This window comes from Microbulbifer maximicatervae (SeqCode) (genome assembly GCF_052468295.1).
In genome coordinates, this window is record NZ_CP174340.1 from 1,664,495 (window position 1) to 1,678,514 (window position 14,020).

A 14,020-nucleotide genomic window follows, 5' to 3' on the forward strand; every position below is an offset into this window, starting at 1 on the left:
GCTGTGATGAAAATCGAGGTAATAACAGCAGAAATCTTAAGTGGGTTAGAGCAGTTGGGGGAAGCACCGGCATTATCCTTTGATGGCCATAAGTGGAGTGGTAACCAGGTACTGGCCTGGACAAAAGCTGTAGCAGAAAACCTGGGTGAGCAGTTGGATATTTTGCAAGGTAGTGCACTGCTGTTACCTGCCAATAGTTGCGAAGAAGCAGTTCGACTGCTTTTGCACTTGGTGGCGCTAAGGTTGGGGATCGGGTTTGAAACTGAAGCCTCGACTAATCCAGAGGGTGAGCCCCTGGCAATTAAAGTACAAACCCCAGATTTATTGGAAGTCGTTCAAGAAGAACTTTCCCTGTTGTTAAAAGACAAGGGGATGATAGAGGCTGACACCGCTGAAGCAAATTTCACACTGTATAAATCCCAACAAGAGTCGCTAAGGGCTCTTCAGGGCTGGGTAGGGGTGTTTTCTCCTCTCAATAAGTTTGCTCGATTTGCCATTTTTGCGGCATGGAGTCGTGGGCTTTCTGTCTATTTACAGTCGCCTGAAATCAATCCCGCAAAAGCACTGGTCGTTTTGGAACGCTCGGGGTTTAGTGGAGTAATACTGCCGGCAACTTTATTAAAGGGGTTGGTCGCACATCCCGCAATTGCCCTGACAAACCTGAAAAGTCTGCAATGTCTGCTCTATGAAACCGAAGTATTACTGCCACAACCCCTGTTGCAGAATGCTCGGCGCCTATTAGCCAGTGAGATAGCTGGTTGGGTCTGTAGCGAGACAGATATAGATCCTGTTGCAAAGGCGGAGCAGGCGTTAACCCAAAAGCTTGAGGCCATCACTGAGAGCGTTGCGAAACACCCCGCCGTCGCCAACTCTGCCACTGTGCCCCTAACCGGGGGCGAGCGCTGGGCTGTGTTTGCACAAGCTAAGGTACAGGAGAAGATACAGGACAAGCCTGGCATGCCCGATATGGCTGGGTTATTTGAAGGGATCAATACCGAGCTGGATACAGAATTTGCCCATATTGACTTGGAACATGCGGTAAAGGTTACCGAACAGCTTAACGCTACCGCTTTGCTATCTATGCTGAATGCCTTTAGTCACCTGGGACTGTTTTGTGACCAGCACTCAGTACACAGTTTGGCAGAGATACTCGAAATCCCACCGGTTGCTCAACAGCACCGAGCCTTGATTAAACGTTGGATCAGGGTTTTACAGGAGCAACAGTTACTTAGTGCTGACGGTGACAGCTGGCGTGTCGAGGTTGATCCTGATAACTACAGTGATACCGCTCTTGCTCAGGCCTGGGGTCAATTGGAACAGGATTGGCGAGCACTCTCTGGAGCAAGCAAAACGATCGATTACGCCCGCGCTAATGCGGAGCAATTGCCAGATTTGATTCGAGGCAAAGTCCAGGCTGTGCACCTGCTGTTCCCCCGTGGTAGCACTGAGTTGGCGAGTGCGCTCTACCGGGAGGGTATCGCTGCCAGGTACCAACAGCGTGCAGTCAGTGCTCTATTGAAGTCCATTTTAAATAACCGGGAAGGGCAGCCACAGCCCCTGAAAATTTTAGAGGTTGGTGCAGGCACCGGCGCGACAACCCAGGCCCTCTTGCCCGTGTTGGACGGTGCCAGTGGTCATATTCAGTTTGATTACCAGTTCACGGATATCTCTGCGGCTTTTCTCGACAGCTTTTTCGCACAACATGGTGATCAGGAGCAACGCCCCTGGTTGCGCCGTGGTTTGTTTGATATTGATCGTCCGTTGCGCAGCCAGGGATTTTCTCCCAATAGCTTCGACGTAGTTATTGCCGGTGGTGTTTTTAATGCCGCTCATAACACAGATGCCTCACTGCGAAGAGTGGCTGAGTTATTGCGCCCGGGAGGTTGGTTCATTATGACCGAGCCAACCAGTGAGGAGTTCTGGGTGATGGCTTCACAGGCATTTATGTTGGTCGATGCCGTCGACGAGCGCACGGATTCCGGTGCAACATTTCTGTCACTTTCCCAGTGGCACAATGCCCTGGAGGCTGCCGGATTAGAGTTGGCTTTGGATTTGCCAGTATCTGAACACCCCCTATCCAGACAGGGGCATCGCTTCTTTGCCTGTAGAGCCAAACAAAATCAAATGCGCCTGACTGCGGATAGCCTGGCCGAATATATCGATCATTTTGATTCAGATATTTGTATCGAGGTTTTGGACCAATTGCCTTTAACGCTTGACGGTGAGGTAGACAATGTCCAGTTGCAGGAATGGGCTCAGTCCATGGGCAGTCATCAGGGAGATTCGTCCCATGGGAATTGATAAGCGCAAGCGAGTTGTCGTTGCAGGGACAGGCTTTGGCCGTATTTATCTCGAAGCCCTGACTTCCTCCAGATTACCCGGTCGGGATTATTTTGAATTGGCCGGTTTATTGGCTCGGGGTAGTGATTATTCCAGAAATTGTGCCGAGCAATATGGAGTGCCGCTTTACACAGAGGCTGAGCAAATTCCCGATGACATCGACATAGTCTGTGTTGTTGTTCGTTCAGGGGCAACGGGGGGCGAGGGTTCTGAATTGGCCCAATCGCTACTCAAGCGGGGTATTCATGTATTGCAGGAGCACCCGGTCCACACCAAGGAAATTACTGCAAACCTGCTGGCTGCAAAGCAGGGAAATGCGGCTTACGCGGTTAATACACTATATCCAAATTTGCGTCCTACCAGGCAATTTTTGGCGGCGGCCGAATATTTGCGTCGGCACCAGTGCCTGGAGATGGTCGATGCTATCTGCAACAGCCAGATGGCCTATCCGCTGCTGGATGTAATTGGCCGCGCGGTAGGCGGCCTTCGCCCCTGGTCTTTTAGCGAGCCGGTGCAAGCGGAAGGGCACCCTTTCCAGAGTTTATCGGCCACTCTTGGTGGGGTGCCCTTGACGTTACGCATACAAAATCAGGTGCACCCACAAGACCCGGACAATCACTCCCTGTTACTGCATCGACTTGCCATAGGTAGTGAAGGGGGTGTTCTAACCCTGGCCGATACCCACGGCCCCGTGCTGTGGAATCCAAGGCTGCATTCACCACGGGATCAAACAGGCAGGCTGATACTGAGCGGTGAGGGTACCGAGCGATTGGCGGTTCCCAACATGGTAACCCTGGGTGATACGGACATGCGCAGTTACCACGATATTTTTGCCCTCACTTGGCCTGAGGCCGTTATCCAGGCTCTGCATTCCCTTTGCGCCGATATCGCGCAACCCGAAAGACGCAAGCAGAGCGGCCAGTGGGCATTGAGTGTGTCGATGGTATGGAGTGATTTAACTGCGCGTATCGGTATGCCGGCATTAATCCAGCCCGGGGAACCGGAGCCAGTATCAGTGCAGGCGCTTACCGATATTGTTAGCCAGGCTTGCGACTAAAAGACAACGCAAATAGCAAAAAAAGTGATTACGGAATTTTTACTTATAAATGGGGTTAGGAGGAGAGATGCAAAAGCAATCAGGGTTGATCGTTGAAGGGCTCTTTAAGACTTATAAAAACGGGGTAAAAGCGCTAAACGGTGTTGATTTGGAAGTTGGCCCCGGAATGTATGGGTTGCTCGGGCCTAATGGCGCGGGGAAAAGTAGTTTGATGCGCACTTTGGCAACCCTGCAAACACCAGATAGTGGCCGGATTATTCTTGATGGAGTGGATGTTCTGGCAGATCCGGATTTTATGCGCAGTAAATTGGGTTATTTACCGCAACATATTGGTGCTTACCCCGGGATTGCCGCGCGGACATTACTGGATCGTTTCGCCTGGCTGAAAGGTTTCACCCAAACGAGTGCAAGGCGCCGCGAAGTGGACAGGCTTTTGGAGCAGGTCAATTTGGCCGATGTAGCCGATCGAGCTGTATCAACATATTCCGGCGGCATGCTGCGTCGCTTTGGTATTGCCATTGCACTTATCGGCGAGCCGCGCCTAATCATTGTCGATGAACCCACCGCTGGCCTGGACCCCGCTGAGCGCAATCGTTTTCACTGTGTTTTGGCGGATGTCGCGGCGGATGCGATTGTATTGCTGTCCACCCACATCGTTGAAGATATCGAAAACCTATGTCAGCGCCTGGCGATATTGGCCTCAGGGCGCATTGTCGTTGAGGGGACAGCCCCGGAAGTGGCTGCGCCCCATAAAGACAAGATGTGGCAAGCACTGATTCCTCGCGGCGAGCAGTTACCGGAATCCCTGCACAACATCGCTAAGCCCGATGGCACCCAGGTAATCGTACACGGTGAGAAACCCGAAGACCCTCGATTTACGGCCCATACCCCGCGCCTGGAAGATATTTATCACCTGGCGATTGAGCAGGTAAAAGACCAGCGGGAGGCGGCATGAATAAGCTGGCGCTTATTGCCCATGAGGCAAAGCTGGAAATAAGGGCCGGTTTTAGCAGCGGCATTGTGGCTTTGGCCTTTTGGGGCCTGGTGATGTACCTGCTATTGAATCTGGTGAATGCAGACTATATGCAAAAAATGGGGGCTACAGATATCCCCCGGAACTCCCCATCGCTCATTTACCTGATGGGTGCTGGGTGTATGTTCTTTCAGTTTTTTGCCTGGGCCTGGGTATTCTCACAACCGATTCTGCGCGATCGCAAAGCCAGTTTGCACGAAGTCATTTATACAACCCCGAATTCCTTGAGCGTAATGCTTTGGGGGCGGTTTATCGGTGCAGCGGTGATAGGGGCCATATTAAGTGCATCGGCGCTGGTGGGCTTTTTATTCTCCCCGGTATTGGTTTGGATGGGCTTATTGCCTGAAGCGGCGATTGGCCCAGCCCCCTGGAAAGCCCTCGGCTTTGCATGGATCTGGCTACAGATTCCTGCCAGCGTCGGTATCGGTGCTCTGTATTTTATTATGACACTGCGCACTCGAAGCCTGGCAGGTCCCTTTGGGCTCGCTGCGGCTTTGATGATGTTGTGGATGTTTGCTGTAATCGTGCTTCAGGGTGCAAGCATTAATCCGCAGCTGGCTGCGGTAATGGACCCTTCGCTGTTTACTTTCGTTTATACGGAAGTCACCTCCTGGACACCTTTGCAAAAATCCTCTTCTTTATTGCCCTTTACCCTGGGTTCGGTATTAAACCGGATTTTTTGGTGTCTCTTACCGCTGCTTGCTTTAGCTGTCTACTTGAAATACCTGCGAAGGGAAGCCCTGGTTCTGGAAGGGGCTGCCAAACCTTCTCGCACTAAAGCCAGCAAAAAGACAGCTGCCAGTAAAGTAGTAGATCTCTCTCCATCGAAGCCGGATAGCGCATCATTTGGCCGCAGCCTGCGTCAATTAATGCTGGAAGCCCGTTGGAGGCTGCTCCATGTATGGGGTAGTCGGGCCTGGTGGGTTGGTGTGGCGATACTCGTCGTGATGGGGGTCGTCAGCTCTTTTACCCAAATTATATGGCATGCCGAAGGGCCCATGGCACCGCGTTTGGAAATGCTGTTGCCGCTTCTCAAGGATGTTATTTTTCTTGTGATTGCATTTGTGATCGCAGCGCTGACTGGCTTGGTATGCCGCAGGGATCAGGTGCCAGGGTTTGAGGATATGTTGGCTGCTACTCCAGCGCCGGACTATATGCGCCTGTTTGGTGTCGCTCTTACCGTATTTGCCATGACGGTGCTGTTGGCACTGCTACCGGGGTTATCGGGCATCTTTGCCGTGCTTCTTTCTGCTCCGGCCTCAGTCGATATTGGCCAGGCATTTACCTACCAGTTGTTGATAGTGACAGCACCGTTATTGGAGTTGTCGATGATGGTGCTTCTGGTGCATGCGCTATTCCGCCATGCGGGCTTTGCCTACTCCATGTCAATGTTCGTGACCTTTATCTTGGTACTGAATCATGAGTTGGAGCTGGTGCATTACCCTCCCTATGAAGTGGGTATTACTGCACATATCCAACTGTCGGCTCTCAGTGGTTGGGAACCTTGGATCGGCTATTTGTTAGCCCTGGATGGATTCAAAGTTGCACTCGCCGTATTGATGGTCGGCCTGGCTGCTCTATGGATTCCAAGGGGATTGGATAGCCGCATGTCCCGGGGTTTTGCCCTGATACGCTCTCGCCTTATAGCCCCTCAGGGTGCCTTGGTGGCTTGTTCCGCTCTATTTCTTCTTGGACTGGGTACTGTACTGGAAGACAAGTTGGTAGTGCAGGGAGGTTATCAATCACCGGAGCAACTGAAGCGGGAAGATGCTGCCTGGGAGGCATATTGGTTGCCGAAAGCCAGTGAGTTTCAAGTATCTGGCGGTGATCTGAATATCAGCATCAATCCGGATAATCAGACAGTGGAAGCTGAGTGGCAATTGCTCCAAGTCCAGGTTGATGGACAGGGCCTGCATTTTGAATTACCTCAGGGATTTGTCCTGGTGAACGCTTTAGTGGATGGGCGTGAAGTAACGGCTGAACAACGTTACGACCATATGTCCCTGCCAATCTCAGGCTGCCCTGAGCTAGGTTGTAATATCAAACTATCGTGGCAACTGACTGCTCCCGGCTGGTCAGCTGAGGGGGAGCCCTCGGGGCTGACACCCAGCGGAGTCTGGTTACAAGCCAGTGATATTGTTCCGCGTCTGGGCATTGATCCCGAGCGAATTTTGCGGGTGCCAGCAGAGCGCGAAGCACTGGGTTTAAGCCGTGAGTTCATCCTGCCAATCGCACAGCTTGCCACAACCCTTGAAGGCGCCGCCCCTTCAGGAGATTGGCGCTGGCAAGTTCGTATTAAAAGCGCTGACAAACCTGTGTTCAGAGAGCAGGGGAGGACTAATGGTCCCTTGGACTTCGCTATTCAATGGGCACCTGATAAGGAACTTGCAGTATTCGATGGTTTTGAAATTCCCCATGATTCCAACCGCTCTAATATGGTCTCCGCCATTGCAAAAGATGTGGGCCAGATGCAGGCCTGCGTTAATGAGCGGCTGGGTACGGATATCGAAATTAAGCGAATTGCCCAGTGGCCAAGAGGGCTCGGCGAGACTCGAGCCAGCGGTACCTTGCTGCAATTATCCGAAGGTCCTCACTGGGATATTGCCGATGAGGGCACAGGACGTTGGCTGAGGCGTGTTGATATTGCCCGTGCCTTGGCCCGTCAGCATCTAGTTGCCAAGTCGGATTTACGACGTATTGCTGGTTCTGCATGGTTAAGCGATGGCGTATCGGGAGCGATAGGCCTGTTGTGTGTTGCAGAAATCGACGGTATCGAAGTGCTCGATGACGTTCTGGTTCGCTATTCCGACAAAACGACTAGAGATTTGGCTGGTAGCGAGATCCCTGTTGAGCGTTTAAGCACAGCGCCGATTTCTGGTTGGGCTCGGTATTACGCGCCGGTCGCCGCACTGGATTGGACACTTCATCAAACCCCCGAATCTCTGTCTGCATTACTCGATGATATTCAGCAGCAGAAAAACATCGAGAGTGTGCTGCACGCCTATGTGGGCGTGACACGCACACAAAATATGCTCGGGGCTCCTCTTTCGTCAGCATTGACGGTCGAATACTTGGAAACAGGCCAGATACGCCTGGATGGGCAGCGTTGGCGCTGGGAGAAAGGCGGGTGGCAGCCGGTTACCGAAACTGCCAGTTACCGTTTGTTAGCCGATATCAACGAGCTGGATGCAAAGGTCATCAATGGAAATGCACTGATCGATCGCTTGCCTTCCGAAAAAGTATTGGCGCTGGATATCTGGCCATCATATCAGCGGGACCCTGCACAGAATTTACTGGCTGAGAGTTCTGAAGTTTTGAATAAAGATTAATCATGGAGCCTCTGAATAACTCCGTGATGCCTCTGGCTTACAGAGCGATTCACAATCAAGGCGCGGCTTCGCAGGAATGTCTAGACCTTTCAAGAAGTCGTAACGCAGAGTGTGATTCGCTCTGCAAGCCCCGAAGGGCGGGCCTTGAAGGCCACATCTGCTGCGTTGCAGCTCTTGCAAAGGGCTACGGCCATTCGTGGCGAGCTCCGCCTAACATCTGCAGCCTTCAAGACCCGCAGAGGCATTACGGAGTTATTTAGAGGCTCCCTCTAGGTAGAAAGGAAATTAATTCATGCTCAGCTTAATCCGAGATAAAAAAGAACTCAGTAAACAGATTTCATTGCTGTCCGCAACTTTAATGTACGCCTCTGGAGCCTATTCTGCTGCGGAAAACGCAGATAAAGAGAGTGCTTCTGAGAACGCGATGGAAGTTGTTGAAGTCACTGCACGGCATACAAAAGAGAAAGCCAAGGATATTCCCTTCAGTTTAAGTGTTATTGGTGAAGAGGAGATAAAAAACCGGCTGCATCTCAACGTTGAAGATGCTTTACGCAGTGCACCTGGAGTTGATGTCTACTCATCTAGTGGTGCGGTGGATGCAAATATCCGCATCCGTGGTGTTGGTTCACTCAACCAGGTAAACAAAGACGATGGCTCCGTCGTGGTTAATATTGATGGGGTATCTATGCCAGCAGGGAATGTATCCCTCGGGACCCTGGATATTGAACGCCTGGAAATATTGAAAGGTCCGCAAGGTACTTTGTTTGGTCGTAACAGTGAAGCTGGAGCGGTCAATATTACCACCCAGAAACCAACTGAGGAGTTTGAAGCTTATGGGCGCATTGAGCTGGGTGAAGATAACCAGAGCCTTTATGAAACTGTAATCAGCGGCCCGTTTTCTGAATCACTCCGAGGTCGCTTGGCAGTGCGTCATACCAGTGAGGATCATTGGGTTGAAAATACCACTAACGGTGAGCCAATGACCGAGCCTGAAGACCTGGCTTTTCGGGGGAGCTTGTTATGGGATTTGGGCCCGGAGACCTCTGCTTTATTTATCGCAGAGAGGCAGCACCAGGACGGCTTCCTGAACTTGCAGTTGTTGCAACCTTTTGGCGATGATCCGAGCAGTGAACATACCTTGGGGGCATTTGACGATAACGAGAAAACAGTTGAGCGTTTTTCCACGGAAATCAATCATCAACTGGGTAATAGTCAATTGACTTCAACCACCGCATTGGTCAATACAGATTTTAGTTACTTAACCGGATTTGATCAGGAGACAGCCGCCGCTGTTTTTAATTTCCCTGTGGAGTATCTTCGTGGCGACAGCCAGGATGAACAAACTATCAGCCAGGATCTGCGCCTCTCCTCACTGCCTGATGCATCTACTTTCTGGGTAGTTGGGCTTAACTTGCAAGATGGCGAAAGAAGCTTTGATTCGATTGATTTGGTGTCCTACGCCAACCAATACCGGGATTATGAAACTGATAGCCAGGCTATTTATGGTGAGACTACGGTTCCTTTAACTGAAACCATAAAATTTACTGCTGGACTGCGCTACACCCAAGAGAGTAAGGACTACGCCGGTGAGTACGCCAGCTATGGCACGGATGGGAATTTTTATGTCACCCAAGATCAAAGAACTTTGGATGATGATTATACAACTGGGCGATTGGCTCTCAGCTACTCGCTGACTGAGTACACTAACCTATACACAATGGCCGCACGAGGCCATAAATCCGGTGGCTTCAATGACTTTGCGTTACAGTCCGCTGACAGCGTGGCGTACAAGCCGGCAACCGTTGATAGTATCGAAGTTGGTTTCAAGAGAGAGTCAGACAGCTTGAATATCAGCGGTGCGATATTCTTTAACTCTGTGGAAGATGATCATTTGCTTGGCTTTGATTTCGCTTCCTACTCATCGGCTGCGGTGAATGCGGATACGGAAACCTTTGGAGCGGAGTTTGAAGCCGATTGGTTTATTACTGAGAGATTCAGTATTGCCGGAGGCTTGAGCCTCCTCGATACGGAAATTACCAAAGATGTGTACGGTGTTTCCGGTGGTGATGTTATGGCGGGTAATGAAGTACCTGATGTACCCAGCTGGAGTGCAAGTTTGGCATTAAACTACTATCAGCCGTTACCAGACTTTATGGGTTTAAGTGCACCAGCTCTCAATACCAATTTGACTGTTCGCCACGTGGATGAGCGCCCGGCAGATGCACAAAACCACTTCAACCTGGATGCTTATAGTAAAGTGGATTTACGTGTAGCCTTGCAAACTGACTCGATGGAACTCTACTTGTTTGCCGATAATCTGCTGGATGAGCAGTATCAGCTATATGGCTACACCAATGCGATATTTGCTCCTGATGCAAGAATTGGGGCACCGTCAAAAGGGCGTCGTGCGGGAGTTGGAGCACTCTATCGTCTGTAATGAGGTTACGACAGCTTAGTTAATAGCTGTTTTGTATTGCTTGATGGTTAATGGATCAATCTCTTTACAAGATTGATCCATTAATTTGTTTAATTTGCGGGGTTGATTTTACTTCCATGTAATAGAGTAGGGTCTAAATTTTCTTTCAGCCCGCTAACTTCTATGCCTGTGACTTTGGTTGTGGGACCGGGTTTGATATTAAATACTGAATCTTGATCAGTTAAACGTCGCACAGATTTCCAGTCCCGCTCACTGACTTCCATATGCACTTTACTCAGACCAGTAGCACCATTTTTATGATTTGTTTTTTGGGGGCATTGAGGTGGGTTGTACGGACTCACTAAGAATGGCAGTCGCTCAGAGCGAGGATAAACAAAGCGGAAACTGGTTTTTTCTCCGTTTGGCTTGGTGCGTTGCCAGGGAATTACTCGTCCGGTTTGAACCCCTTCACGGTTCATTGCCGAAAGATCATTATCGAAATCGTCACTGACTAAGGCAACATCACAAAAACCTTCTCCTTCTTGTGACCAACGTATCATCCTGCGTCCCGCGCCTCGGCCGGCAAAGATATCAATAAGCCATTTGAAATAGTGGGCATTGGATGGAGATGTTAATAATTCAATAATAGCCCCTTCACTAAACCAAATATGGGCGTGCTGGGCGTTCTTTTCTTTTGTGGCGTAATCCACGGAAAAACCGAGCTGACGGAAATCTTGTACAGCTTGATGAATATCCTTCACCCAGAGTAAAACGTGGCTACAGCGTGTTTTCATAAGAGTGCCTTTTGTCTAAAAATAGTGTTGTTTGTTTGGTTTTTATTTTTGAGGCGGCAGTTGTTGGTTAAACTTTTTTTGTGGTTGATTTAACCATACCAGAAATTACGATAAGGTTAATTTAACTTTTGCCGCAATTTTAATAGTTATGAAAATAATAAAATCTACTTGGTGATTCTTTCAGGGGCTGAATAGGCCAATAAACAGTGTAGGGGGCAACGGTTTGTACTGCGAATCGGGTATCTATTTCTAAAAAATACAAAAGCTTGATGCGACTTGAATCGAACAGAAATCACTCTGAAACCTCAGGATTCATCCCCACGCAATATTTGGCGGGAACCTCATCTAAGCTAAATGCCTTCATAAGTTGTCTGCTTGCTCCCACATAGGACTCTGCCGTTGCACCAGACCAGTAACCCGTATCACAACTCAGGGAAACACAATCGCCTCCAAAAGTTACAAAAGACTTATCCCGTACAATCTTGCATGTGCATATGGCTTTGAGTGGATTCATCGGGTCGACAATGCAGGGTTGATCCAGGCAATCAGTCCAGGGTTTACCTTCGGGGCAGGAAAGTACAGGCTTGCTGGGAGCCTGTGCGAAAGAAAATGTCGATAAGGCTTTTTTGACGTCGTTTGAGTCAGTCACAGGAGTCCTGGTTTTACATTCGGAAAACCCGAAGTTCAACCCCTTATTAACGTCACATCTGCAAATTGCACTTGAGTCTGGATTGCTGGGGTCTGGAATGCATGGGGCAGATGTACATAGAACATACTCATTATTACAAATGATACCCTTACCATTCTTGACTGAGTTATGACTATTCTCTTCTGCTGCCGTTTTCGTTCCCATAAAAGCAGCGGCAATCAAAATTATTGTGAATAGAAGTGACTGTTTTATCATGAGCAGCTCTTTTATACGCTAATCGCCAAAATAGAATGAAAGCTGATATTTCCCAGATGAAGACGATAGAAGTGTCGTTTTTTTAGATTTGACCTGACTTCATCCCGCCCGATATCTCATAGACTATTAGCTCGTGTGCGGTGCCTCCGTTCTATTCGACAGGGGATCTTTGAAGTTAAAAGATACACTGGGGCCGCCGTGGGAGTATGGTTGGGAGGCTGAAGGTTTAAGCGGTAAAATTTGGGATCGAGCCCTGGCTCCATCCTTGGGGCCACAAAAGAAGTGCGTAGCGGCTAGGTCAATGACATATAGATAAAATTCAAGTTAGCTTGCGGTGGTTTTGGCCAATTTCAATAGTCCAGCTTTCAGAGACACCGGAGGCTTCAGCGAACTGCTCCCAATTTGCTACCGCACTTGCGACCTGATCAATTATCTCCATTGGGCGCTTAATACTGATGGATTCCCCAATAGTTATTAAGTCATCTAAAGTGAAGTGATCACGCTTTCCATTAATACTCATCTGGTGTTGACTTGTCCAAGCTCCGCCCGGATTGTGGGCATAAGTCAGGTCAAAGGCCGGTGAAAGAGACCATTCTCCGGCTGGGTCCATAAGAAATGCAATATTCTTTGTATGATCATCTTGATTCCTGGCCAATACGTTGAAGACCATACGGCGATATTGCTGAACGGCTTCATTTTTAGGCAGATATAGTTCACGCATTATACTGAATACTTGCTCATAGGAGTGGGCGCCTGCCATGTTGAAATCCAAGTGCGCAATACCACATAGAGATTGCATATGAAGCTTTTGCCTGTTTACCCGATCAAAGCGCTGCGTCATAAAATGCGCTCGGCCATTTTCCTCCAGTAGCCTGCATTCCGCCATATTGATACCCGCTTCGCGAGCCATACGATGATAGGCGTATTCAACCCGCCCGTAGCCATCGCTTACCCCGAGTTCAAGATCTCCCGCGCCGTCAAATTTGAGAAGCCAGTAGTCATAGCCTTTAGGGGCGGGGACCTGACCAGAGCGAATATCCCCCATAGCATTCATGGCAATAATTGCTTTTGCACGGGCGCCTCCCGCACTGGTTCCTACGCGCAATATGTCCAGCAAGGAGCCTGATTTTTCAGTATCACTATGTCCAAATTGCGTGTTGAGATCTGTCTGCCTATTGGTAATTGCGGCAGCTAGTTTGACTAATTCTTCAACGTTCAGGTCGACAGAATCTTTGAAGGTGCCGTCCACCGCCGGTTGAAATTCAAGCGCTCCCATGCCACGAGTACCGGTGTAACAGAGTCGCTCAATAGGGTTGAAGCTCTCTGGAGTTCGCCCTTGGCGTGCGAGCCAGGCATCAATCACCGCATTGCCGAACTTGTCAGGCAGGCAATCGGCGAGGAGTCCCGGTAATCCTTTAAATGTTTCCCGACCGAGGCCGCGAAATGTATATGGCTCTTGTGAAGTTTCAATTGGCATGGTTATCGGAGCAATATCCAGCCCCCGACGCAAGAACTCCGGTGCATACTCGAATGAACCATAACCACTGTCACCCCAGTGGACAGCGCCTACCAACTCGCCCCACAAGTGAACTGTTGCGGCATTTGTCTGGCTTACCATTCTGGCTTGCTCCTTTTCTTATTGTTGTTCACGGGCAGAGTATCGCGCTGATTCTGTGAGCTACGGCTGGCTCTCTGCCGTTGCTTGCCTTGAGTAGCAATTTGCATCGGACTTACTGCCGGTTCAGGTAAGAAGCTATCCAATGAATCAAGTTGGCGAAGTACCCTTAGTGCAGCCACAAGGCTATCAAGTCTGCCACGACCAGCTTCTAACCCTTTAATGGTGGAGGTGGATAGGCCTGCACGCTCAGCCATGTCATCCTGAGTGAGGTTCATTCGTAAGCGGTACTTTTTTAGACGATTGCCCAGCGTCTCAAGTATTTGCTTATCTGATTGACCATGAAATCCCATAATAGTTGCCTTTCCAACCTTTGTGTAAGTTTTAACATATTAGCGGGTGCTTTTTTAGCTATTATAGCCTGCATAGGTTAAAAGTGTTAATAGATGGAAATGTAGCCATTAAAAATTAATTTAATCGTTTACAGGTGTTATTCAGGCTGTTATCTGTATTAATTCTAATATCGGTAGAG

Annotated in this window: 9 protein-coding genes; 5 read left to right on the forward strand and 4 right to left on the reverse strand. The window is 49.5% G+C overall.

Features of this window, described 5'->3' with window-relative positions; genetic code table 11:
- Positions 1 to 6: 6 nt before the first annotated feature.
- The 5 genes from ACJJIQ_RS07575 (at position 7) to ACJJIQ_RS07595 (ending at position 10,196) form a co-directional block, all read left to right on the forward strand.
- Complete coding sequence (locus ACJJIQ_RS07575) at positions 7 to 2,301, forward strand: class I SAM-dependent methyltransferase (RefSeq protein ID WP_445364199.1); 2,295 nt, start codon at positions 7 to 9, stop codon at positions 2,299 to 2,301.
- Positions 2,291 to 3,397, forward strand: coding sequence for a Gfo/Idh/MocA family oxidoreductase (locus ACJJIQ_RS07580; RefSeq protein ID WP_444897394.1), 1,107 nt, complete (start codon positions 2,291 to 2,293; stop codon positions 3,395 to 3,397). The genes ACJJIQ_RS07575 and ACJJIQ_RS07580 overlap by 11 nt, the downstream gene beginning before the upstream one ends.
- A gap of 67 nt (positions 3,398 to 3,464) precedes the next feature.
- Positions 3,465 to 4,352 (forward strand): ABC transporter ATP-binding protein, encoded by an 888-nt coding sequence (locus tag ACJJIQ_RS07585; protein WP_445364200.1) that lies wholly within the window; start codon positions 3,465 to 3,467, stop codon positions 4,350 to 4,352.
- On the forward strand, positions 4,349 to 7,759 hold the full coding sequence (locus ACJJIQ_RS07590) for an ABC transporter permease (RefSeq protein WP_445364201.1): 3,411 nt from the start codon (positions 4,349 to 4,351) through the stop codon (positions 7,757 to 7,759). Before ACJJIQ_RS07585 ends, ACJJIQ_RS07590 begins: the two co-directional genes overlap by 4 nt.
- A gap of 292 nt (positions 7,760 to 8,051) precedes the next feature.
- Entirely contained in the window at positions 8,052 to 10,196 is a 2,145-nt protein-coding gene (locus ACJJIQ_RS07595; RefSeq protein ID WP_444908239.1) for a TonB-dependent receptor, read from the forward strand.
- An 89-nt stretch (positions 10,197 to 10,285) separates the two neighbouring features.
- Here ACJJIQ_RS07595 and ACJJIQ_RS07600 read toward each other — a convergent pair whose 3' ends face one another.
- The 4 genes from ACJJIQ_RS07600 to ACJJIQ_RS07615 form a co-directional block, all read right to left on the reverse strand.
- Complete coding sequence (locus ACJJIQ_RS07600) at positions 10,286 to 10,969, reverse strand: VOC family protein (RefSeq protein ID WP_445364202.1); 684 nt, start codon at positions 10,967 to 10,969, stop codon at positions 10,286 to 10,288.
- 292 nt (positions 10,970 to 11,261) lie between these two features.
- Positions 11,262 to 11,618 (reverse strand): hypothetical protein, encoded by a 357-nt coding sequence (locus ACJJIQ_RS07605; RefSeq protein WP_445364203.1) that lies wholly within the window; start codon positions 11,616 to 11,618, stop codon positions 11,262 to 11,264.
- Positions 11,619 to 12,192: 574 nt separating this feature from the next.
- On the reverse strand, positions 12,193 to 13,491 hold the full coding sequence (locus tag ACJJIQ_RS07610; RefSeq protein ID WP_445364204.1) for a type II toxin-antitoxin system HipA family toxin: 1,299 nt from the start codon (positions 13,489 to 13,491) through the stop codon (positions 12,193 to 12,195).
- Positions 13,485 to 13,841: a helix-turn-helix transcriptional regulator gene (locus ACJJIQ_RS07615; RefSeq protein ID WP_445364205.1), complete on the reverse strand. Its 357-nt coding sequence runs from the start codon at positions 13,839 to 13,841 to the stop codon at positions 13,485 to 13,487. Before ACJJIQ_RS07615 ends, ACJJIQ_RS07610 begins: the two co-directional genes overlap by 7 nt.
- Positions 13,842 to 14,020 lie beyond the last annotated feature (179 nt).

What these genes read in the sequence shown, in the direction of transcription:
- ACJJIQ_RS07575 (WP_445364199.1), top strand. Translation starts at nt 7, where the DNA reads ATGAAAATCGAGGTAATAACAGCAGAAATCTTAAGTGGGTTAGAGCAG.
- ACJJIQ_RS07580 (WP_444897394.1), top strand. Translation starts at nt 2,291, where the DNA reads ATGGGAATTGATAAGCGCAAGCGAGTTGTCGTTGCAGGGACAGGCTTT.
- ACJJIQ_RS07585 (WP_445364200.1), top strand. Translation starts at nt 3,465, where the DNA reads ATGCAAAAGCAATCAGGGTTGATCGTTGAAGGGCTCTTTAAGACTTAT.
- ACJJIQ_RS07590 (WP_445364201.1), top strand. Translation starts at nt 4,349, where the DNA reads ATGAATAAGCTGGCGCTTATTGCCCATGAGGCAAAGCTGGAAATAAGG.
- ACJJIQ_RS07595 (WP_444908239.1), top strand. Translation starts at nt 8,052, where the DNA reads ATGCTCAGCTTAATCCGAGATAAAAAAGAACTCAGTAAACAGATTTCA.
- ACJJIQ_RS07600 (WP_445364202.1), bottom strand. Translation starts at nt 10,969, where the DNA reads ATGAAAACACGCTGTAGCCACGTTTTACTCTGGGTGAAGGATATTCAT.
- ACJJIQ_RS07610 (WP_445364204.1), bottom strand. Translation starts at nt 13,491, where the DNA reads ATGGTAAGCCAGACAAATGCCGCAACAGTTCACTTGTGGGGCGAGTTG.
- ACJJIQ_RS07615 (WP_445364205.1), bottom strand. Translation starts at nt 13,841, where the DNA reads ATGGGATTTCATGGTCAATCAGATAAGCAAATACTTGAGACGCTGGGC.